The organism is Nostoc sp. MS1 (assembly GCF_019976755.1).
GTDB lineage: Bacteria > Cyanobacteriota > Cyanobacteriia > Cyanobacteriales > Nostocaceae > Trichormus.
Genome location: NZ_AP023441.1, coordinates 868,051 through 891,277 on the forward strand (window position 1 = coordinate 868,051; position 23,227 = coordinate 891,277).

The window sequence follows — 23,227 nt, forward strand, 5'->3', positions numbered from 1 at the left end:
CTGCCTTGTCTTCGACACGCTCCGCGAACTGCCTCCTGCCTTGCCATAGCGATAATCTTTAACACTGAGCTACTTAATCTTAATTACGTAATTACGAATTAGTAAAATTCCTAGTGAGTATCGTTACAACGTTGCTAATAATTCTTTTAAGCGATCGCGTCCATCTCTAAACACTGACCAACCATCGCCGACTAACACAGCTTCTACTTTTTCCAAAGCTGCTAATCTTCGCACCGATGCTACAGCTTCTTGCTTATTCTGCAACTTCTCATCAGCTAAAATTCCCAAACTACCTGCTTGATACGCCCGTACTAAATCGCCAGTAATTAAAGTTGTTTCTTCCAACAATAACGCCAACTCACCAGGAGTTTTAGAACCTTGAAGTTCGATGACTTTTAATCCGGGAACAATTTCATCGCCATCAGATAACCAGCGATCGCAATATATAGGAAAAAAATCTTTTTCGGCTGCTGGCCCGGCTACTTTGGCATATGTTTGATCGACAATTTCCTTGGCTGATCTAATATGGTCGGAGTTGGTGAGGATAATCCAATGCACACCACCAAGCGATTCTAAATGTTTCCAATCATGATTTGATAAGGCTACCGGGTCAATCAAAATGTTGCCATCGGGACGAATCCAGGCGAACCCATTAAAATCAATATTTCTTGCCGGGTTGAAAGTAGACCAGCCATAAAGATCAGGACGGTGCAGGGATTTCATAATAACTCTGGTTCTATACCTTCACTAATGATTGATTAGCCAGCATCATTAATTTATCAGTTAACAGTTGACAGTTGACAGTTGTCAGTTCGCGGAGCGTGTCGAAGACAAGGCAGGAGGTAAAAGACGGTAATTAAAGGCTTTTCCCTTTCTTTCCCATCTCCCTCATCTCCCTCATCTCCTTGTCTCCTCCCTCTCCTCATCTTCCCCCACTCCCAACTCCCAACTCCCCACTCCCTCTTTCTATACAGAAACAAAATTCACCGTATAAGGTTCTTCTAATGACTGTTGGGTGCTGGCTTTAATAGCATCAAGGTAACGGTAGAGTGATTTTAATTGTTGGGAATTGGGTCGGTAGGTGAGATTGCCTTGTTTTTCAAACAGAGGAATGTTAGCGATCGCGCGATAATCAAAATTGTCTAGAGATGTTTGAGTTAGCCAACTAGACTCAGGCTGTGCAGGGATTAAGCCAGGGGGTAGTTCTCCTTCTAGGAAAGCTAACAGTCTTTGCTGACAAATACTGGTATTAATACCACGTCCCTCAAATAAATGCAGCACTTCGCTAAAAGATAACGCCCTGTCTGGTAATAGTCGCAACAATTCTGTAAACAGGAAGTAGTCGGTGTATTGATGTCGAGAATCTTCCAAGACTTGGGAATGTAAGGGTAGTAAAGCTAAACCACAAGCTACACGGCTACAGTTAGGCGCACCGTTTTCTCCCAGGTATGAGTCTTGAATAATTTTGGCATTGGGGAGTTTTTGCCTCAGCCATAGGTTGACAACCCCTAAATTAGCCACGCCACCAGTGATAATGGCTTGATTAATGGCTTCGGTGGGAATACCACGGGCTACTAATAGTTTGTTGAGTTCGCGGTTCAAGCGCCGGGCAAAGGGGATAAAGACTTGGCTTTCTAATTCTCGACGCTGTAATGTCCACCTTTGGTCTGCTAATTCTAGGGTGAAAGATTCTTGATGCTGCAAAATCAACTTTAATGCCAAGGCTGCATCAAGGACGGCTTGACCTAAAAGAGAACTTTCTAAATGCTGCTGGAGGCGAATCCGGGCGGGAATATCGGGTTCTCCCAATCGGGGCAATTCTAATTCTTCCAAGCCCAGACTTTGCCACTGCATCCGGTCTAAACCAGGGACAGAAGGTTGCCATTGCCAAGGGTTACTGGTTATTTTCTGGCTATCTTCTGGGTTTTCCCAGCGAGATTTGCGGTATTTGGGTGATAAAAGTAACTGACAAATAATATCCTGCTCCAGTCCTTTGCTCGCGTAGGCAAAACTGTGAAGCATAAAATTGTTATAGCTCAGTTGCGACAGATTCTCAGGAATATCTACCAGAGCCATTTCTGTGGCAGTAGCGCCAATATTCATGATTAAGGTATTACCCACCAGGGAGTGGTCGCTAGTTTTGGCTGGAGATAAACCTTGGGGAGTGCTTAATTTAACAGCTTCTCCATTACTACCATCAATGAAACTGAGAAGACTAGCGATCGCTTCTTCTACAAAGAATACTTGTTGCGGGTGTTGGACTAATTTACTTGTGAGTAAAGCTTCCCGCACATTGAAGCGATATTGTTCTGACCAACTGGAAGGACAGTTACAAATAATCCCCGCAATATTACTGACGATATTATGAAAAGTGCGTTGATTAAGACCGACAGCCGTAGCAATTAAGCCTTGGGTGGTACTGTAGCGGTCGGCTTTGAGGGTCAAGAGTAATTTAGAGAGCGATCGCACCACCCAAATTAAAGGCCCAGCCGAAGATTCATTAAATTGCAGTACAGGTTCCCATTTTTGCTGTTCATTCTTATAAGGGATAGCTACCTGTAAATAAGGCTTCAATTGGACTGAATAAAGATGATTCTTGGTATCAGCAGCCTCTTTATCTGGGGTAGTCTGAGTTACAGAAGCAGTCGGTAAGTAAACTTCTGCTGGTAGTCGGAAAGATTGTTGGAAGGAATTTGCTCCTGGTTGAGTTTCCGTTGACCAAAAGATAGGATAAACCACACCAGTAGAGCGATTTAACAAAGCCGCAGAAATTCCTGTAGTTCCTAAATCAATGCCCAAATACCAAGATGAATCGGAACTACGGGATGTAGTCTCAGTGTGATTATTTACCGTGTTAGTTGGTGCAACAGCAGCAGTTTGACCAGAGTTGGATACTTCTGCTTTTTTTTCAGTGTGGGAAGTAAAAGTTAAAACACTGTTTACCTGGGGTTTAGAGGCTGTCTGTGAAGCAACAACATTACTTTTTTCAGTAATTTTCTGTTCAGGTGGTGATTGTTGAGTTTCAAATAAAGCCTCTACAGAATCGGAAACAGGTGTTTTTTCCGTAATTTTTGGTTCAGGCGGTAGTTGTTGAGTTTCAAATAAAGCCTCTACAGAATCGGAAACAGGTGTTTTTTCCGTAATTTTTGGTTCAAGTGGCAATTGTTGAGGCGTAAATAAAGCCTCTAAAGAATCTGAGTTAGTTGCTGATTCTGGCTCATCAAATTTAGCTAAATCTTGATGTAATTTTAGCCACTGCTCCTGATTAAGAGAAATATCCGGTGGACTTGCTAATTGAGTTACTTCCGTAGAAAGTAAATTTTCCTGTGGTGAAGCGGGAATATAATTATCTGATGACTGCTCAGGCTCCGTATGGGGAGGAGAAACTTCTGGCTTTGGCGTAATTACAGTTACACTTAGTTTTTCCGTATCTGTTAACAACAAAGAAACATCAGATGGCTGTTCTTCCTCTGTAAAATCTATGTCCACCAATGATGTAACTGTATCGGTGATAGTTGGTTGTGCAGTCACAATTCCAGTAGTTCCAACTGGCGATATAGTAGCACTCGGTTGAGTTTCTGGAGTTAAGTCGGTAGAGATTGGTGGCGAAGCTTGGGGTTCTGGCGTTACATCAGTAGGTAATGGCGGCGCTTGGGTTTCTGGTTTTGGCGTTACATCAGTAGGTAATGGCGAAATCTGGGTTTCTGGTTCTAGCGTTACATCAGTAGGTAATGGCGAAATCTGGGTTTCCGACTCGGAAGTATCATTAAAATCGAACAGATTTGTCTGAGATTCATCAAACAATAACGAAGTTATTGCTGAGTCTGTCGATGAGTCAGTAACTTGTGGTGACAAAACTGATATTTCTTGAGGATCGGTAAAATCAAACAAATCATCTGATTGATCAAACCATGCCTCCGGCATAATTGCTGCTGTATCTTGCTCTGTTAGAGAGTTACTTGTGTTTACTGGGGGATGATCATCAACATTCAGATCCAGTAAATCAGGGGTAATTAAATCTGGGTTGAGTTCAAGACTAGCATTAGTAAAATTATCACTACCAAACAAACTGGCGTAAATTAGATCAACTTCATCATTAGCCAATTCCCAACTATTAGGAAGCAAAGTAGTGAGGTTGTTAGGACTCTCTAAAGTGAAAGGTTCATCAACACCAAGCTGCATTAGCACTGCATCTAGCTCATCTGTATCGAGTTCTTCGCTTTCGGCTGGAGGAGCTAATTCTTGAGTTGGTGTGGTGCTGTTAGACTCTGCTGGTGGGGAAACTTCTATAACAGTTTGAGCCGGAGTTGGTGATGGCTGTGTAGCTGTAGGTGGGGTATCGGGTTGGGGAACAGGCGGCTGGAAATTGGCTAACTGTTGTAGATTCTGTGTCCAATTGTTGAGGAAACTAGCCATCAACTGTTCACTTTGTAATCCTGTGCTGTGCATTCTGGCGATCGCTTGCGACAGGGATTCGTGATAAGTATTAATATTACGCTGTAACGCTTCAAAAACAACGTTAACAGTACCATCAAGCGATAACAAGTGTTGATCTAACTCTTTGGTTAATTTTGATAACCTTTCTCCCTGTTCTGATGACTCCCAACTTGGCGCAACTGCGGGTGATAATTCCAATCTGCTGCCATTCACAGCATTAGTATAAGTCTCAGGATTAATCCCACCTTCAGCAATATGGACGTTCATAACTGGCACTAAGCGACTCATCAGGACTTGTAAAAAGTCTGTAATAATCTGCTCTTGGTTAGCTAACTGCTGACTTAAGGAGTAATTTTGTAATCGCTTCTGCTCTAGTTGTCTAATTTCTTGTGCTAAAATTGTCCGCTCTTGCAACAGTGCTGTAATTTCTCCTTGCAAGGGCTGGATTAATTCCGATAATTCACTTTTAAATTGTTGGAATACAAAATTATTATCTTCTTGGGGTTGATTATTTTGCAGTAAAGGCTGATTTTGACCTTGACCCACAAACTTTGTCACCAAAGGCGTATGACTGCTGGGTTCATTCTCCAATGTTTCAATATCTTGGAGACTGACCAAAAAATTGCGGACTCTTTCTAAAACCTCTTTTGGCTCTTGCGCCTGACCAGACAAAAGCCTAGACAGGCGCTTGCCATTGCTGTTGAGTAAATTGTCAATATCTGCAATCAGTTTTTGAATTTCATCAGTGCGGGAAGTCACTTTAAATTACCTTATCTAGAAATTTTAGGTTAACTGGTTTAGAAAATTAATTTACAATTACTTTGTCATTGGTCATTAGTCATTGGTCATTAGTCATTAGTCAAAAAAACTCTGGACTATAGACTATTGATTCAGCACTCAGCACCCAGCACGCGCTAAACGCGCCGCTACCGCTAACAGCACTCGAATGATGTTACAGTCTGTGGGACTTCATAGTATGAAAACATAAAAAAATCCAAACCGCCAAGAAACTGCTTAGTGTGTAACACTACTTTGCTTATCAAACAAAATGCCGGGGCAAAGACTAGAATTAGGAAATAACCAATATAGAACCCGATTACGAGTAGCGCAAAGAAAGCATCTGCTACCTTTTTAAAATATTTTTGCGATCGCTGGCTTATTCCTTTGATTTTTAATTTAGTTGGATTTTTTACCAATAACTGAGTTTTTAGTCCAAATTCGCTAATTTTAATATTATTTAGCTATTTCTCCGTCCGCAAGAAAGCGTAGCAGCCTCTAAAAGCGTGACTTAGTTTTCATCTATAGGATAAGATTTTAAAAACATTTATGTAATAACTAGTACTCAATAGCTTAGGCTAAGGTATAGCTCTTTAATTTTGTTTTCACATAGCAGCTTAATCATCATAGTGTCCTAATGGAAGACCGATATAGCTTGCAGTCCCCTACTAATCCCTGGATGATCTCGGCTCCCTTTTTTCAAGGGCTACCAGAAACTGCTGTAGAAATAGCTCTCAATCATATTGTTACACGTACACACCCAGCTAATCAGGTCATTCTACTAGAAAATGACTGGGGCGGAGCTGTATATTTTATAGTCGAAGGTTGGGTAAAAATCCGCACTTACAATCTAGAAGGAAAAGAGGTCACACTAAATATTCTTGGCACAGGAGAATTATTTGGGGAAATGGCTGCCCTAGATGAAGTACCCCGTTCTACGGATGTGATCACTCTAACTACTACAGTAATTGGTAGTATGCCTTCCCAAGATTTTATCAAACTGCTGCATACAGAACCTTTGGCGGGCGTGCGTTTATCACAGTTGATGGCTCGGCGCTTGCGTCAAGTAAATCGGCGGTTGCGCTTGCGAGAATCTGATAGTCAATCTAGAGTGGCAGATACTTTGCTATTTTTGGCAGAAGGTCAAGGAAAACGGGGGCAAACAGGAACCGAAATCCCTAATTTGCCGCATCGTGAACTGAGTAGTTTGAGTGGTCTGGCACGCGAAACTGTCACTAGGGTCTTGACAAGGCTGGAAAAAAAAGGCTTGATTAAGCGAGATCAAGACACTATTTGTATCCCTGATTTGTCAGCCTTAGAAAAGATGTTAATCTAATCAATTTTCCCGATGAGTATTTTAGATTCTCTGCCAGATGAGCCAGAGGAAGATACATCCCCTGAATCTCAAACCGAACATAACTCAAAATCAGATAACCCAGAACCAAAGCAAAACACCTTACTATCTCCCCAACTGAAAGTTGATGCTCCCTTAAGGATGGTAGAGACGGCTTTCTTAGCAAGTGCTTCTGGCTTAATTTGGTTTATCAATTTCTACTTTCCCCTTGGCCCGGTGTTGCGGATATTTTTCCCCGTGCCGATCGCTCTAGTTTACCTACGTTGGGGTAGACGAGCGGCATGGATGGCGGCTGTAACTTCTGGTTTACTGTTGTCTGTGCTGATGGGGCCAGTCCGTAGCTTGTTGTTTGTCATGCCTTTTGCCTTTATGGGTGTGCTACTCGGCGCAGCATGGTATCGTCGCACTCCTTGGATTATTTCAATTACTTTAGGTACGCTATTAGGTACTTTAGGTGTCTTTTTCCGATTGTGGTTATTATCGGTGTTGTCCGGGGAAGACCTATGGATTTACTTAATTACCCAAGTAACAGAACTGATAGAGTGGATATTCTTGAAGTTGGGATTGTTAAATACTCCTAGTGTATTTTTAATTCAGCTTGGGGCAGTAGCATTAATTGTCATCAATAACTTTATCTATCTGTTTGTTGTACATTTAGCTGCCTTGCTGCTTCTAGACCGTTTAGGAAATCCCATTCCCCGCCCTCCCCATTGGGTACAAGTTTTGATGGATTATTAAGGTTTAGTCAGTAGTCCATAGTCCATTGTTGACTGTTGACTGTTGACTAATGACTGTTGACTAATGACTAATGATCAACATTTATACTCAAATCGAACAGGGTGAGGCTTGGTTGCGACGATATAGCGATCGCTCACCCCTATTTACTTGTATTCTCGGTTTTACGGAAACTGGGTTAATTCCCGGCATTTCGGCGGCTGGCTTGACTCCAGAAGATCGAAAGTACACGGCTTGCGCTGATGCTGAGTTTTTATACTACGGTGCAGCACATCAGCCCCAATATCCTCTCCCACCCCTGACAGCAGGTGCATCACCTGTTCTCATTTCCCGTGCCGTAGTAGAAGAACTCAACATTCCTGTTTATTTATTTAATGCTGGGTTACTTCAGTCACCCGCTATACCAGTGATTGATTTAGATGGCTGTGCTGCCAAATGTTTAAGTACAGGCGCAGCAATGGATTTAACAACTGTACACCACCTGTTTGAGCAAGGTCTGCTTTGGGGCGATCGCTTGGCTACTCAAGTTCCCCAAGGATACGTAATTCTCAGCGAATGTGTTGTTGGTGGTACTACAACCGCTCTGGCAATTTTAACTGGCTTAGGGATAGAGGCAGCCGGCAAAGTCAACAGCAGTCATCCAGTCTGTAACCATGAGCAGAAGTGGCAAGTGGTGCAAGAGGGTTTGAGGAGATGGAGGAATGAGGGAGTAATCAATTCAAAATTCAAAATTCGTCTTGGAAAGTTTGCTCAACGGGGGGAACCCCCGCACCGCAACTTTCCGCAAAATTCAAAATTAAGAATTTCTCCCCACTTCCCACTCCCTACTCCCCCCTCCCAAGTTGACCCGTTAAAGCTAGTTGCCGCAGTTGGCGATCCTATGCAGGTGGTTGTGGCAGGAATGGCGATCGCGGCTAGTCGCAGTTGTGGTGTGATGTTGGCTGGGGGTACGCAAATGTTAGCGGTTTATGCGTTGGCGAGTGCGATCGCTCAAACCTATGATTTATTCTGGCAACCTACAGCCGTGGTCGTAGGCACAACTCGATGGGTAGCCGAAGACCCTACAGGCAGCACTGTAGAATTAGCCTTGAATATAGGTAAAAACAGCCAATATCCTCAAATGACAGTACCCCCACTCTTAGCCACCCAGTTGAGTTTTGCTGATTCTCGTTATCCCCAACTCCAAGCCTATGAAAAAGGCTTTGTCAAAGAAGGCGTAGGTGCTGGCGCTGCCTGTATAGCCGCTAATCTTTACAAGAATTGGCAACAAAATCAACTTCTACAAGCCATTGAAAGCCAAATTCAACGGTTAGAGAAGGGGAGTGGGGAGTAGAAAGTGGACAATGGACAGTGAACTTAACCTGTCAACTGTCAACTGACCTAACATCAAAAATACCGGACTCATTAAGACCCCGGTAAGATTGGAAGACTGATTTTTGACTAATTAGTTAATGGATTCTTTCTCTAAGTAATTGTTCTTCTAAAGCAGCAATACGATTGTAGGCTGCGGTTAATTGGGCTGTTAGTCGTTGTATTTGAATTTCTGGTGATAATATTTTTTCTCCACTTTGACGACTCATATCTAGATAAACGCCGTCAGTTAAAACGTCCTTATGCTCTAGTTCCTGATTAAAACCGATATGTCCTTTGAAATGGTAGTTGCTTGTCTCACTATTCTCCAGATAATTTTCTTTTGCTTCTGTTCTGGCTAAGGAACATTCCGAAAAAGCTTGAGCGACTTTTACGTCAAGCTGCTCAATAACCTGGTAGAGGGCATCCAGCTTATGACTCAAAGTCAGGATCTGTTGTTGTAATGGCTCCATTTAATACCCTCGTCCGCACATTTTCTCTATGTTATTCAATTTACTGCCGATGTTAAATATACTTATGAATTATTTAATGATTCCAATCTTCGTTTGAATCATTAAACATATTTATTAATTTATAAATACAATTCAATAATTTATATTACCTTTGCTCATTTTTTAATTAAAAAGTGTTAAGCACAAATCAATTTTTATCTCAAACGCTTTCTGTGTAAGGGTTATATCTATCGAATATAACAAGCTAAGTATCAAATAATTTAGATAAACAATTTTATCTAACCAATATTTATAGCTAGTATTGATGAAATTGTATTAATAAATACCTTATCGTGTTGATAATAAAGTTGAGCTATGAGGAAACTATAACAATGTTCCGTCTGCTAGTAATTGCATTTGTAGAAACTGCTTGAGAGGTGAGATAAGTCCGAGCAATTAATTGATATTTCCAGAAATGAAAAATAATATTCGACAATTAAGTAGCTATGGGTCTATGGTGACTAACTCAAGTAAATAAAATTCTTCCTATAAAAACAATCAATTTGGCTTTATATTCGTTGAATTTATCAAAATCAGGACTATTTCTGGGGTTTACTCTTGCCTATCTTCCTTTAATGTAGATACAGCACTTTTCATTTGTATGAGTACACTCTATTCTCTGCCCCGATAAAACTTGACGGTATCCACTGAAAAACGCTGTATTATGTATAAACTTAAAGTAATGAATCGTCGGTCTTTTTTGTTAAGCCTGGGTGGTATGACGCTATCACAACTACTCGTAGGCTGTGCTGGCAATAATCAAACAAAACTCAACGTTCAATTATTGAAAGGTTCTATTCCTAGTCAGGTAGTTGATCAATTTACCCGCAGTCTCAAAGAAAAAGCCAACTTAAAATTTGCGCCAGTTGAACGAATAGAAGCGTTATATAAACGATTATTAAGTTGGCAGCAAAACCCAAAAGCCACAGATGACCCAGAATGGTTGCGCTTTGTGCCATTTAGAAATTCTCAAAATTTTGCTGTGGCTGACTTGGTAACATTGGGGGATTATTGGTTAGAAACGGCAATTCAAAGGAAGCTGGTTAAACCATTAGAAGTAGCACAGTTAAAAAATTGGTCTAGTTTAGATCCCAAATGGCAGAACTTAGTTAAACGTAACGAACAGGGTATTCCCGATCCCAATGGGAAAATTTGGGCTGCGCCTTATCGTTGGGGTACTACAGTAATTATCTATAACCGCGATAAGTTCAAAGATTTGGGATGGACACCGCAAGATTGGAGCGATTTGTGGCGTAGTGAATTGCGATCGCGTATTTCTCTACTAGACCAACCAAGAGAAGTAATTGGTTTAGTCTTAAAGAAACTAGGAAAATCATACAACACCCAAGACCTAGCCACTGTTCCCGATTTAGAAAAAGAACTGCAAACATTAAATAAGCAGGTAAAACTCTACAGTTCCAACACTTACCTAGAAACACTCCTCATGGGCGATACTTGGCTGGCGGTTGGTTGGTCAAGTGATGTAGCGTCAGTATTGGCACGTTATCCCCAACTGAGTGTAATTGTTCCCCGTTCAGGCACAGCCATCTGGGCAGACTTGTGGGTCAGCCCTAAAGAAACCGCGAAGGATGCCTTATCATCACGATGGATTGATTTTTGTTTACAGCCAAAAACAGCCAAGGAAATTGCTTTGTTAACTAAAGCCAATTCACCAATTACCACTAATATTGCAGCGTCTGATATCCAAGAATCCTTTAGTAGTTTATTACTAAATAGCCAAGAAGTATTCGCCAAAGGTGAATTTTTACTCCCCCTACCACCAGAAGCAACCAAACAATACGAATCGTTTTTCACCAAAATGAAGGGGTAAACCAACAGTCAACAGTCAACAGTCAACTGTTAACCACAATTACCCGATAATGAACTGAGAAGGACATACGAGGGTGACAATGCAAACTAACCAAGAATTATCACTCCCCAAGATGGGTTGTGGAACTTGGGCATGGGGAAACCAACTGCTTTGGGGATATAACGAAAGCATGGACGGGCAATTACAAGCCGTCTTTAACCTCTGTGTAAACAATGGTGTTACCTTGTTTGATACGGGTGATTCTTACGGAACGGGAAGATTGAACGGTCGTAGTGAGTCGCTGCTGGGACAATTTTCTAAAGAGTACCAAGGTGTCAATCAAGAGAATATTTGCATTGCCACTAAACTGGCTGCTTATCCTTGGAGATGGACACGCCAGTCTATGATAAATGCTTGCAAGTCCTCTGCTGGTCGTCTGGGTAGAAATGTTGATTTAGTACAGATGCACTGGTCGACGGCAAATTATGCGCCTTGGCAGGAAGAAGGTTTATTAGATGGTTTAGCTGACTTATATGAACAAGGTTTAGTCAAAGGTGTAGGGCTATCTAATTACGGAACTAAGAGACTGCAAAGGGTACATCAAAAGTTTGCAGAGCGAGGAGTACCGATTAAAACTTTGCAAGTACAGTATTCATTATTATCTACATATCCTGTCACCGAATTGGGATTGAAAGATGTTTGTGATCAACTGGGTATACAATTAATTGCCTATAGCCCTTTGGCTTTGGGGATACTGACTGGCAAATATTCAGAGAAGGGGCCTTTCCCCCCTGGTGTGCGGGGTTTATTGTTTAGACAGTTGTTACCTGGGGTACGATCGCTCCTACAATGTTTAAGAGATGTGGCAGCATCGAGAAATAAAACCATGTCTCAAGTAGCGCTGAACTGGTGTATTGCTAAAGGAACTATCCCCATTCCCGGCGCAAAATCCATACAACAGGCGCAGGAGAATATCGGTGCTTTGGGTTGGGAATTAGACTTTGGTGAAGTCGCTGAGTTAGATAAAGCTGCTGCTAGTTCAGATAAGAAAATGGTGCAAAATATTTTTCAGACTAAATAGGATTTTTGTTGACTGTTGACTGTTTACCCTGAGCGTAGCCGTTCGCGGAGCGTCTCGCAGAGAAGGGTTGGCTGTTGATAGTAAATTAATTAAGGCAGGATTTTAGGAACTTGGGTATTATTAGCTTGGAAGAATTTATGCTTGTCAAAACCGAAAGTATTAGCTACCAATGAGTTAGGGAAATTTTGAATCTCTCGATTATATGCTTGTACTGCTTGGTTGTAACGCATCCGTTCTACAGCAATGCGATTTTCAGTCCCGGCTAGTTCGTATTGCAGATTGATAAACAACTGGCTGGAACTTAATTGATTATTAGCAGCAGCATAGTTTTGAAAAAGGGCGATCGCTTGATTAATTTGCGCGATCGCATTAGCTTTTTGTTCTGGGGTGGCTGCTTGCACATAAGCCTGTCGTGACTGCACCAATAAAGAGATTAAATCTTTCTCCTGTTTGGCGTAAGCTTGTGTCACATTGACTAAGTTGGGTATCAAATCAGCACGGCGCTGGAGTTGGTTTTCCACTTGCGCCCAAGCAGCTTCTACTCTGGTACTACTACTCTGTAGAGAATTATAAGTCCAAGCAGTCCAGACTGTTAAAGCGGCAACTATACCTGCACCAAAGATAAGTAGTCTTTGGCGTAGGTGGGCTAATTGCTTTTGTTTCTCAAGTTGTTGCTGATGTTTTGCTTGGACTTCTTGGATGGCTTGCTGAATCAACTCCGGCGGAATATTAACTTCTTTTCCGGCTGCTATTAATTCACCAGGGGAATAACTTTGACTTTGCTGCGCGTAGTAGCGTGAGGCTAACTCTAGCACCTCCGGGGCAATCTCTTCGGGGATTCTCTTGTCTGCATTATTCATTGTTTTTACCTACCAACTACCACCAGCACCACCGCCGCCGCTACTTCCACCACCAAAACCACCGCCGCCGCCTCCACTAAAACCACCACCACTAGAACTACCACCACCCCAGCTACCAGAACTAGGAGGTGGGGGAGGTGGTAAGCGCGGAATTACTTCCTCTATTTTTTTGTGATAGGCACAACTATGACATTTATCAGTTATTAATCTTTTGCCAACATTGTATTGTGTGGGGCTAACGACGGTTGTTTCAGTGCGGGTAACAGTCAGTTCCTCACAATGAGGACATCGCCTAAATCGAGATGAACGGGATTCTAAGGCAACTATATTAAAGCCTGTGTCTGTGAGTTTCTCGCTACAGCTTGGACATTTCCATCCGTTAAAGCTGACACTACCTAAATTTTGTGCTATTTTTTCGACTTTGTTCAGGTGTTCCTCAACTGTAGCTGCATCTACTTTTACCATTGGTTGTTGACAATCAGCACAGCAAAAGCTGTAATTGCCTTGTTTTCTCCTTGTACGTCCTGAAGGAGGAATGAGAATTTTCTTTTTCCTTCCTAAATAAGTAGCCGCACCGCCAACTCCTAGTATAGATGCGCCTACAACGGCTACGAATACCCAAGGGTTGGAGTTATTTTCCGGTTGAGAGGTTTGGGGGTTGGAGGTGAGTGGCGATCGCGTTTCGCTCACCGTAGGCGATGGCGAAACGCCCACCGTAGGTGATCGCTCAGATTCTAGAATAACTACTAAGGCTTTAGTTCCCGCCAGTGTACCACCTGCAAAATCCTTTTTTTTGAATCGCGGGATAATTTGACTATCAATAATATCGCCTACTTTCGCATCGGGTAAAATTGCTTCTACACCGTAACCTGTTTCAATTTCGACACGGCGATCGCTAACAGAAATTAAGAATAATACGCCATTATCTTTACCTTTCTTTCCAACTCCCCAATAATTGAACAGTTGGGTGGCAAATGCTTTGGGACTATCAGCCGGAGAAGTTTTTGGCACTGTTACCACTGTCATTTCTGTGCCGTTTTTCGCCTCAAGTTGAGAAATGAGTTGATTAATTTGGCTTTCAGTTTCATTATTGAGGATGCCTGCCATATCAGTTACCCAAACACCACGCTGTCGAGGATTGGGAACTTCTTGGACAGTCAAAGCCAAGCTAGAAAGAGGAGAAAGAAACAAGACAGAGGAGAATAAACCCACTGCCAAAATCTGTTTTGGTTTTAATAAATTAAATTGCATATCCTTCACCTTTAGCAAAAACTGTCTAGCCTCTAGAAGCAAAATCAGCTTTTGTTTTTAGGTTTTACTTTAGAGCGTTATGGTATATACTTTGATACTAATTCTTTGAACCCAATTTCCCAATTTTGTTAGGAAAATAAACAATAATCAAAGCAAAATTAACGCTAGTAAAGAATTTATTGTTGAGGGTGTATCTAGATCCTCACCTGAGATTACTCGTCTGTTGCCACCACAATTTGCTAAATTCCAAGTTTTGGAGTGCAATAAGAATAGTTTAAATTTGGCTCATTTAGGGGTGGTACAGTGGTGCGGAATGATACGTTGGAACAAATTAATTATAGAGACTGGTCATGGTCTTACTGGTTTACTTTGCCACTGTATCCATACGGTAAACGACGGACACTCAGACAAGAGGTAATTAAAAATACTATTTGGACTTTCGACCAGATACAGGGAGTTTTTTACGTAGTTGTCCCTATTCGCATGACTGTAGTCAAATTGGAGAAGGGAGGACTACTAGTATATGCACCTGTTGCGCCTACACCTGAATGTATTCGCTTGGTTAATGAGTTGGTAGCAGAACACGGTGATGTGAAATATATCATTCTGCCAACTATTTCTGGACTGGAACACAAGGTATTTGTCGGCCCCTTCGCTAGATGTTTTCCCCAAGCACAGGTATTTGTCTCCCCAAATCAATGGAGTTTTCCTCTTAATCTTCCCCTCAGTTGGTTGGGTTTACCTCGTAAACGCACTCATATACTCCCAGAGGATAGTAGCCTAGTTCCCTTTGCTGATGAGTTTGACTACGCAATTTTAGATACAATTGACCTTGGCCCTGGTAAGTTTGCAGAGGTAGCATTTTTCCATAAGCGATCGCATACTCTGCTTGTAACCGATTCTATCGTGTCTGTATCCGCAGATCCACCAGCGATTGTCCAGTTAGACCCCTATCCCTTACTATTCCACGCTAAAGATAAAGCCTCAGATATCGTTGCAGATAATCAAGCCAACCGTCGCAAGGGATGGGAACGTATAACATTATTTGCCTTATATTTCCGTCCCAGCGCCTTAGAAGTACCTAGTTGGGGCGAAGTATGGAAGGAAGCCTTAAAAGCGCCAGAACGCTCTTATAGAGCTTATTTTGGCTTATTTCCGTTTAAATGGCAACCAGATTGGCGGCGATCGTTTACAGCTTTGCATGGTGATGGACGCTTATTTGTCGCGCCAGTGCTTCAAACTTTGATTCTTAACCGCGCACCCAGAGAAACTATTAATTGGGCTGATAAGGTAGCAAGTTGGGATTTCCAATGGATTATTCCTTGCCATTTTGATGCCCCAATTAAAGCAGAACCCCATCAATTCCGCCAAGCATTCTCCTTTTTAGAAAAGCAGATGGCTGCGGGTAGCTTAAGTACTAGCACTTATCCTTTACCAGAAAAAGATTTTCAACTGTTGCAAGAAATTAATAGTGGTTTATCTAAAAGTAGGATTGTACCACCCGCGAAAGGGCAAGTATAATTGAATCAATACTTTAAATATAGAGTATAGTATTGATTCATTAATTAAAATTGATCTTGTAATCATGATGATACAATTAAACCATCTTGAACGCGAATAACTCTCTTCGTTTGAGCGGCAATATCTGGTTCATGAGTAACGATAACAATAGTAATCCCTTGCTCATTTAACTCTGTTAATAAATTCATTACCTCATAAGAAGTTTCAGTGTCCAAAGCGCCTGTAGGCTCATCTGCTAAAACTAAAGCTGGACGATTGACTAAAGCACGCGCGATCGCAACTCGTTGTTGTTGTCCCCCAGAAAGTTGACTGGGACGGTTGAGAACTCGTTCTCCTAATCCTACTCTTTTTAAAGCTTCTAATGCTCTTTGGCGGCGTTTACGTTTGGGTACGTTAGCGTACACCATCGGTAGCATGACATTTTCTAAGGCTGTGGCTCGTGATAATAAATTAAACTGTTGGAAAACAAAACCTATTCTTTGATTACGAATATAGGCTAATTCATCATCATCATAGGTAGTTAAATTTCTACCTTCAAAGATATAGTGTCCATCACTAGGACGATCCAAACATCCCATAATATTCATGAGTGTGGATTTACCCGAACCTGATGCACCCATTATGGATACATATTCACCTTCTTCGATACCTAGTTGAATACCTTTGAGTATGGGAACGCTAACTTCTCCTAATTGGTAGGTTTTAGTAATAGATTCCATCCAAATCATTGTTGTCATAATTTAAAAATAATACTCAATACTTTGATTAGTCACTGCGTAAGGCGTTGATTGGGTCTAGTTTAGCGGCATTTCTAGCAGGAATTACTCCAGCAACTAAGCCAACTGTTAGCGAAAGTCCAAAGCCGACAATGACTGAAATAATAGATATGACAAATGGAAATTTGAAAATAGTGGAGGCGGCGAAGGCAAGTAAAATGCCAGTTCCCATCCCGATACCACCGCCGACAATTGAAATAACGATCGCCTCAGCTAAAAATTGATTTAAAATGGCTGAATTGGTTGCACCTACAGCTTTACGAATGCCAATTTCCCGCGTTCGTTCAACCACAGAAACTAGCATAATATTGGCAATACCAATACCACCCACAACTAGAGAAATACCTGCGATCGCTACTACCAAAATCGTAAATAAACCCACTACATTTGTAAAGGTACTAACTATATCTGCTTGGTTAGTTAAGCGAAAATCATCAGCTTGTGGCGGATAAATCTCATGCCGCAGACGCAAAATATTAGTAACTTGAAATTGTGCGGCTTCTAACTGTTCTGGATTATTAGATTTAATTAAAATACCGCTTACAGATACGCCAGTTAGTGCATTGTTTCCCACCAGCCGTTTCGACATAGTGGTGAGAGGAATAAATATCTGGTCGTCTCTATCTAATGGACCTTGAGAACCCTTCGGTTCCGTAATGCCAATTACCTCATAAGCTTCTCCTTGAATACGAATTTTCTCACCTATAGGTTTACCACCCCGTCCGAAAAGTGTTCTTTGAACTGTCGGCCCCAGCACTGCTACTTGTGCAGATGAATCTAATTCTTCCTGAGTAAAAAATCGCCCTTCTTGGGGGTAAGTATTTCTCGCATCTGGGTAGTTTAAATCTGTACCGTAAATTGTGGTGGAAGTGTTTTCTCCACCGTAAACAACTTGAGCATTGCGTTGCAGGTATGCAGAAACGATTCCCGCCGATGGCGCTTGCCCAGCGATCGCTTTTGCATCCTCCCAAGTTAATGTGCTAGTAGAACCTAATCCCTGTCGGACATTTCCACTCCTGGCCGCACCTGCCAAAACTTGAATCACATTTGATCCCAAAGCCTGAATCTGTTGCTCCACACTCTTTTGTATTCCCTGACCCACGGAGGTTATAGCAATAACCGAAGCAATGCCAATAATCACACCCAACATAGTCAACCCCGTGCGTAACTTATTACTCCACAGGGTTTCAGCTGCCATCAATAAGATTTCTAAAAATGGAACGGTACGAGTATCTTTTTTCTTAAAAACCTTAAGCATAACGTTGAGAGAGAAGAGAGTGGGGAGATGTAGCTTGCTTCCCGTAGGGTGGGAGATGAGGAAGATGAGGAGAATAACTGTCAACTGTCAACTGACTAAGAACGACCGCCACCGGAACGGCGGCCACCACCTCCGCCTCCGCCTGCACCTGGGAAAATTCCGCCTCTTGGGGTAGACTGTGGCCTCATTCCTGGTGGGAAACTGAGCAATACTCTTTCGTTGCCTTTCAAGCCTGATTTAACTTCGGTAAATCTATTGACTGTTACTCCAGTCTCAATTGGAGTAAATACTGGCTGGCCATTTGCATTGGCGACAAATACACCTGTGGCATTTTCCCGGCGGACAACTGCGGCTGTGGGTACGACTAAAGCGTTTTCTAATTGACCGGCTTGGAAATCTGCTGATACATTCATCCCCGATCGCAGTAATCTTTTAGGGTCACTCAGCGATACTTTTACTTGGAAACTCGTAACGTTCTGCTCTACTGTGGCTTGTGCTGCAATCTGATTAACTTTACCCTCAAATGTGACACCAGGGTAAGCATCTGCTCTAATTGTGACTTTTTGACCTAAACTGATTTTGGCAATATTCGATTCAGATAAATTAGCTACAACTTCATTACGTGAAGCTAAAGCTAAAATTGATGAAGATGTGGCTGAAGAAACTGCGCTACCTGAAGTTGTAGGAGTCACGAAAGCACCAGGGTCAGCGAATTTTTGGGTTACAACGCCGTCAAAAGGCGCACGTAATACGGTGTCATTGATTTGGGCTTGGACATTTTGCAGTGAACCACGAGCAGAGGTGACTTGCGCCCGCGCTACTTCAATATCTTCTGAGCGGTTCCCTGCTTTTAGTAGTGCTAAAGCTTGCTGTCTTTGCTTGACTGTCGCCCTTGCTTGCTCAATGTCTTCTTGGCGTGAACCTGCTTGTTGTAAAGCCAGTGCTTGCTGCGCTTCATTTACCTGGGCTTGAGCGCTATCGCGTGCTGTAAGTTTTTGATTAACTGTTTGGAGTGCGATCGCACCAGCATTATACAGTTGTTGATTTCGGCGTAAATCGTCTTCTGCTTGAGTTAAGTTAGCTTGGGCGCTTTTTAAACGCGCTTGCGCTTGGGCAATATCTTGTGGACGATTACCTATTTCTATCTTACGTAAATTTGCTAATGCTTCATCTAACTGAGCTTGAGCTTGGCCGATATCTTGGGGACGATTTCCAGCTTGTGCTTTTTGCAAGTTGGCTTGGGCTTGTGCAAGTTGTCCCTGTGCTGAGATTAGTTGTCCTCGCAAGTTGGAATCATCCATATAGGCTAAAATTTGCCCTTGCTTGACAACATCGCCTTCCTTAACTAACAGTTGCCTGAGTATACCGGAGTTTTTGGGGCTGAGGTTAATTGACCGTTCAGGCTTGACTGTTCCATTGGCAGAAACCGTAATTGGTAGAGTCTGCCTTTGTAACGGCTGTGTTAGTACCTTACTTCGCGCTTCTTGACGAGGAACGACTGTCACTTGGTAATAAATTGCATAACCAATACCACCTAAAATCCCCAAGACAACCAGCCAAGACAGCCAATTAATCTTGGCTTTCTTCTTCGTTGGGGGAAGTAAAGCTGGTGAATCTACTGGATGTCTTGTCTCAGTTGTCATTTGCACTCCGTTGTAAAAAATCTAATACAGAACTAGCTATTAAATAACCAGTTCTGTAGTTTGGTAGCCCTGTATTTATTATGTCTAGTTACTTCAAGAAGAAACAAAATCATTGATTGTGTATCTTCTATGTTTCATCATGATGCTGGTTATAAAAATATCTCTTAGCTAGCCCTAGCAATTAAGATTTGCGCTAAAGTCCTGACTACGAACTGTTTTAAAGTCTAATAAGAACACCATTAGGTAGCCGAACCAGACCATTCCTTTGTCTAACTAGTCTTCTGCTAGGGACAATTTCTTGGCTAGGAAGAACGATATCACCGTTAGGTAATCTCCAGTAACCTGGATTACGTAGCCGGACTATTCTGTTAGCCGGAATAACTTGCCCATTAGGCAGTCTGTAAGCGCCATTACGCAGCCTGACTACTCGTTGATAAGCTACTTCCGTATAAACAGGTCTTCCTTGGTAGCCACGCCCATTGTTATATCTATTTTGAGCGTTAGCAGGATTAGCCAAAAGCATAGGTGCAAACATGACGGCAGCAGCTAAAAAGATAGTTGCACTATTCTTTTTCAACATAAAATAGATTCCTTGTTTGTGCTGATTTTGCTTTTTGTTGAGGTTACAGTTTTGGTAAACCGTCAACCTATGTCAACAATTATCTACCCAGTAACTAGACTTTCATAAGTGACCAAAGTCACTAATATTTAGTACGTAAGATATGACTATAGTCACAAGGATTTCTATTTATCCATCCATCATGAAAACATGCTCATCTTCATAACTAAAGTGAGATATTGTTCAATTAATTACAAAGTTAAGGAATAGTAACTTGAGCATTAATTATTATTGATAGCGAATTACTTGTAGTGTTGAATTGTTATCTTGCACTACATTATTAGGCCTATTAGAGAAATTATGCAGCTTTTCAAAAACTTGCTGGCGTTGTGTTGGAGTTAATAATTCTCTCATTACCAGCATACTTTCAAATCGCATATTTTCTATTGAATTAGATAACTGTTGTAATTGTGCATGTTTTTCCCGAATCTCATCTAATGTTGCTGTTCCTTCCATAAGTGCAACTAATTCCCAAGATACTTGATGCAGTGCTTGTTGATTTTTTTCTATCTCCCCTTGGTACTGATTGAGATTGTTTTGTAGCCTTTCTTGTTGTTCTGGTGTCAGATTAAGTAACTGATTTAGTTCAAATTGACGAACTTCTATATGAGAGTTTTGTTGTGACATTTGTGTAACTGATGATTGCAGTTGAGATTTAGCTAAAGCAAAATTAATACCACAAGAAACTAGGATTACTCCGAGTAAAGTACTACGACGTAGCCACATAAAGTTAATTCCTCAAAATTATAATGTAAGTACTCACTTATTAATTTTTGAAAAAAATATTTGGGGGAAATAGTTACATTAAACTTCAACAGGCGCAATTCCTGACCAAACGATTTCTACTAGATTCTCAATAAATACAGCTACCTTTTGTGGATATTTGTCTGATGTATTAGGTGGTATGAATGGTTGATTCATAGGGGGATGTCCTGACATCTGCTCTATGGCAATATAATTCATCAGCGAACCTATTAAGACATGAGCCACAGTTCGACAATCGCAAGGACGAAGCCGCCCCAGTTTCATCTCACTTTCTAGGAAAACTGCCAACAATCTCAATTCTTTAGCAGGTTTTGACTCTTGAGTGTTGAATTGTGGCAAAGGATTTCCAAAAGAGCGGATCATCATTATTCGAGGCATGATCTCACTAAAAAACTCCCATATTTGAAAGCAAAGTTGAGTTAAATTTTCTTTAAGGTTTCCTTTGCCGCACAAAATTTCTAATTCCTTTGCCCAAGGGGGTGTTTCTGGGATTCCCATAGCCGCAAAGAATAGTTCTTCTTTGGTCGTGAAGCGCTTGAAAATAGATGCTTCTGAAATTCCAGATCGTTGGGCAATTTCTAGAGTTGAACCACTAAAGCCTTTTTCCCAAAAGACTTCACGGGCTGCGTCTAAAATTTGCTCATTAGTAATTTTGGGTCTGCGAGCCATAAATAAGTAAATGCTTACTTATTAAAGTAAGTCTTTGTGGTGATAATGTCAAGAGGTAATTGAGGAGTGGGGAAGTGGGGGGAGAAATTCCAACTATCTTATCTCCTTCATCTCCCTCATCCTCCTCATCCCCTTCCGCGCAACTGACTGTAACAATTACCTGTCGCCTTAGCCGGAGATCGTTTAAGCTAGCTGAAAGATTATTTGAATTGTGGTTCAAGAGGCGGTAGTGTGCCTAAACACGTTAGTTTAATTTCTCTTCTGGTTGTCTGTGGTTTGTGGAGTATGCCCAAAGCAGTTCACGCACAGGCACTCGTTCCTCATACGCTGCAACTAGATACAGCAAAATTAGAAAGACAAGGGTTGAGTTTAGCCCAAGAAGCGGCTCAACTAGGACAGTTTCAACAGTTTGAGTTAGCTTTGCCAAGAGCGAGACTGGCTAGTCAGTTAGCGCCAGGAAATGATAAGGTATGGTTCCTTTTGGGTGGTTTGCAACTGCAAACTAAAAACTATGATGCAGCGATCGCATCTTTAAATCGAGCCAAAACCATCAATCCCAAGAATGCTGATGTGCTGTTTGCTATAGGTTCTGTTAATTTTCAACAGAAAAAATATCAAGCGGCTATTGAAAATTACCAAGCTGGTTTGAAGTTAAAACCCAATGAAGCAGACGGTTTGTTTGATTTGGGCAATGCTTACTATATGGTAGGAAGGCTACCTGATGCGATCGCTCAATACAATAAAGCCGTAGCTCAAGATAAAAAATTCTGGCCAGCAATTAATAACATCGGCTTAATCAGCTACGAACAAGGTAATGTGGATCAAGCGATTAAACAATGGCAAACTGCTGTGTCTATAGAGAAACAAGCCGCAGAACCATTACTAGCTCTAGCAGTCGCACTGTACACCAAAGGCGATCGCCAACAAGGTTTAACTTTAGGGGAAAACGCACTACGGATTGATCCGCGTTACGCCAATATAGATTTTCTCAAAGAAAATCTTTGGGGCAATCGCTTAGTTGCTGATACGCAAAAATTCCTAGAGTTACCGCGTATTCAAGCGGCTTTACAACAGCGACAAAACTCACCAACTAATAGAGAGCAAAATTAAGGGTGTAGGGGTATAGGACAAAAGAGGTAGGGGAGCAGGGGGTAGGGAGCAAGGGGGAGAATCTTTCCCCTTTACTCTTCGGCGATACCAGTAGATTCACTTAGTCAAATTTGTTGGGTTTGCCAAATAATTCTTCTTCCTGCATCCCTACACCCTTATTTTCCCTTACTACTTGCTTATTACTAATATTTCATAGTACGTTTATACTAAATAATTGGGAACCTTCGCCCAATCTTTTTTTTGAGCGAAGAGCCGTAAAAATATATTTTGTTAGTTGTCAGTAGGGAGAAGTGCCATGATTTGGTCAACAAACTGTTGGTGGTCTACCACAGGCTTAGAGATGTAACCATCAGCACCACTAAGTTTAAGGAAATTCTCGCGATCGCCTTCCATTGCGTGTGCTGTAACTAAAATTACAGGTAAATTAGCAGTCTGCGGATCAGATTTTAACATTTGTGTGATCTTGATACCGTCCACGGATTGACCTTGGTAGACGCTCCTAGAAAGAGAAACATCCATTAAAATTAAGTCTGCTTCTTTTGATTGAGCAATTTTGATAACTTCTTCTACATTTTCAGTATGTTTTACGCCCAAGCCGCCGCGCTTGGTCAAAATTTTGGAGAATACACGAGCATTAATCAGATCGTCTTCGACAATCAAAACGGTTTTCATGAGAATTTTATTTACAGAGGTGATAGG

At 41.6% G+C, this 23,227-nt stretch carries 19 protein-coding genes; 7 read left to right on the top strand and 12 right to left on the bottom strand.

The features are described 5' to 3' along the window. Positions 1-123: 123 nt before the first annotated feature. Together NSMS1_RS03755 and NSMS1_RS03760 are read right to left on the bottom strand one after the other, a co-directional pair. Positions 124-723, bottom strand: coding sequence for an MBL fold metallo-hydrolase (locus NSMS1_RS03755; protein WP_224091213.1), 600 nt, complete (start codon positions 721-723; stop codon positions 124-126). A 243-nt stretch (positions 724-966) separates the two neighbouring features. After that, positions 967-5,196: a hypothetical protein gene (locus NSMS1_RS03760; RefSeq protein ID WP_224091214.1), complete on the bottom strand. Its 4,230-nt coding sequence runs from the start codon at positions 5,194-5,196 to the stop codon at positions 967-969. Between the two features lie 655 nt (positions 5,197-5,851). Here NSMS1_RS03760 and NSMS1_RS03765 point away from each other — a divergent pair. From NSMS1_RS03765 to NSMS1_RS03775, 3 genes are all read left to right on the top strand, one after another. Then, complete coding sequence (locus NSMS1_RS03765) at positions 5,852-6,550, top strand: Crp/Fnr family transcriptional regulator (RefSeq protein ID WP_224091215.1); 699 nt, start codon at positions 5,852-5,854, stop codon at positions 6,548-6,550. Between the two features lie 12 nt (positions 6,551-6,562). Continuing rightward, on the top strand, positions 6,563-7,306 hold the full coding sequence (locus tag NSMS1_RS03770) for a DUF2232 domain-containing protein (RefSeq protein ID WP_224091216.1): 744 nt from the start codon (positions 6,563-6,565) through the stop codon (positions 7,304-7,306). A 70-nt stretch (positions 7,307-7,376) separates the two neighbouring features. Further along, positions 7,377-8,636: a nicotinate-nucleotide--dimethylbenzimidazole phosphoribosyltransferase gene (locus tag NSMS1_RS03775; RefSeq protein WP_224091217.1), complete on the top strand. Its 1,260-nt coding sequence runs from the start codon at positions 7,377-7,379 to the stop codon at positions 8,634-8,636. 115 nt (positions 8,637-8,751) lie between these two features. On the opposite strand, the gene NSMS1_RS03780 is transcribed toward NSMS1_RS03775, so the two are convergent. After that, positions 8,752-9,126 carry a hypothetical protein gene (locus tag NSMS1_RS03780; RefSeq protein ID WP_224091222.1) on the bottom strand — a complete coding sequence of 125 codons (375 nt, stop codon included), beginning with the start codon at positions 9,124-9,126 and terminating at the stop codon, positions 8,752-8,754. Positions 9,127-9,847: 721 nt separating this feature from the next. Here NSMS1_RS03780 and NSMS1_RS03785 point away from each other — a divergent pair. Both NSMS1_RS03785 and NSMS1_RS03790 read left to right on the top strand, forming a co-directional pair. After that, the gene (locus tag NSMS1_RS03785) at positions 9,848-10,996 is read left to right on the top strand and encodes an extracellular solute-binding protein (RefSeq protein ID WP_224091224.1); all 1,149 of its coding nucleotides are present in this window, start codon (positions 9,848-9,850) and stop codon (positions 10,994-10,996) included. Positions 10,997-11,075: 79 nt separating this feature from the next. Continuing rightward, positions 11,076-12,056, top strand: a complete 981-nt coding sequence (locus NSMS1_RS03790) for an aldo/keto reductase (RefSeq protein WP_224091226.1) — start codon at positions 11,076-11,078, stop codon at positions 12,054-12,056. Positions 12,057-12,145: 89 nt separating this feature from the next. On the opposite strand, the gene NSMS1_RS03795 is transcribed toward NSMS1_RS03790, so the two are convergent. Beyond that, positions 12,146-12,916, bottom strand: coding sequence for a LemA family protein (locus NSMS1_RS03795; protein WP_224091228.1), 771 nt, complete (start codon positions 12,914-12,916; stop codon positions 12,146-12,148). Positions 12,917-12,925: 9 nt separating this feature from the next. After that, positions 12,926-14,167: a TPM domain-containing protein gene (locus NSMS1_RS03800; protein WP_224091230.1), complete on the bottom strand. Its 1,242-nt coding sequence runs from the start codon at positions 14,165-14,167 to the stop codon at positions 12,926-12,928. Positions 14,168-14,473: 306 nt separating this feature from the next. On the opposite strand from NSMS1_RS03800, the gene NSMS1_RS03805 reads away from it, so the two are divergent. After that, positions 14,474-15,688, top strand: coding sequence for a DUF4336 domain-containing protein (locus NSMS1_RS03805; RefSeq protein ID WP_411908660.1), 1,215 nt, complete (start codon positions 14,474-14,476; stop codon positions 15,686-15,688). A 62-nt stretch (positions 15,689-15,750) separates the two neighbouring features. On the opposite strand, the gene NSMS1_RS03810 is transcribed toward NSMS1_RS03805, so the two are convergent. The 6 genes from NSMS1_RS03810 to NSMS1_RS03835 all read right to left on the bottom strand — a co-directional run bounded on the left by NSMS1_RS03810 (position 15,751) and on the right by NSMS1_RS03835 (position 21,418). After that, entirely contained in the window at positions 15,751-16,425 is a 675-nt protein-coding gene (locus NSMS1_RS03810; protein ID WP_317986575.1) for an ABC transporter ATP-binding protein, read from the bottom strand. 28 nt (positions 16,426-16,453) lie between these two features. Beyond that, a complete protein-coding gene (locus tag NSMS1_RS03815) occupies positions 16,454-17,722 on the bottom strand; it encodes an ABC transporter permease (RefSeq protein ID WP_224091234.1) in 1,269 nt (422 codons plus the stop codon). Positions 17,723-17,817: 95 nt separating this feature from the next. After that, complete coding sequence (locus NSMS1_RS03820) at positions 17,818-19,365, bottom strand: efflux RND transporter periplasmic adaptor subunit (protein WP_224091236.1); 1,548 nt, start codon at positions 19,363-19,365, stop codon at positions 17,818-17,820. Positions 19,366-19,582: 217 nt separating this feature from the next. Beyond that, the gene (locus tag NSMS1_RS03825) at positions 19,583-19,945 is read right to left on the bottom strand and encodes a hypothetical protein (RefSeq protein ID WP_224091246.1); all 363 of its coding nucleotides are present in this window, start codon (positions 19,943-19,945) and stop codon (positions 19,583-19,585) included. A gap of 267 nt (positions 19,946-20,212) precedes the next feature. Then, positions 20,213-20,710, bottom strand: a complete 498-nt coding sequence (locus NSMS1_RS03830) for a Spy/CpxP family protein refolding chaperone (RefSeq protein ID WP_224091248.1) — start codon at positions 20,708-20,710, stop codon at positions 20,213-20,215. A 78-nt stretch (positions 20,711-20,788) separates the two neighbouring features. Continuing rightward, positions 20,789-21,418 (bottom strand): TetR/AcrR family transcriptional regulator, encoded by a 630-nt coding sequence (locus NSMS1_RS03835; RefSeq protein WP_224091250.1) that lies wholly within the window; start codon positions 21,416-21,418, stop codon positions 20,789-20,791. 231 nt (positions 21,419-21,649) lie between these two features. Between NSMS1_RS03835 and NSMS1_RS03840 the strand changes: the two genes are divergently transcribed. After that, positions 21,650-22,528, top strand: a complete 879-nt coding sequence (locus NSMS1_RS03840) for a tetratricopeptide repeat protein (RefSeq protein WP_224091252.1) — start codon at positions 21,650-21,652, stop codon at positions 22,526-22,528. Positions 22,529-22,798: 270 nt separating this feature from the next. Here the strand turns inward: NSMS1_RS03840 and NSMS1_RS03845 are convergent, their stop codons facing one another. Then, positions 22,799-23,200: a response regulator gene (locus NSMS1_RS03845; RefSeq protein ID WP_224095065.1), complete on the bottom strand. Its 402-nt coding sequence runs from the start codon at positions 23,198-23,200 to the stop codon at positions 22,799-22,801. Positions 23,201-23,227: the final 27 nt, after the last annotated feature.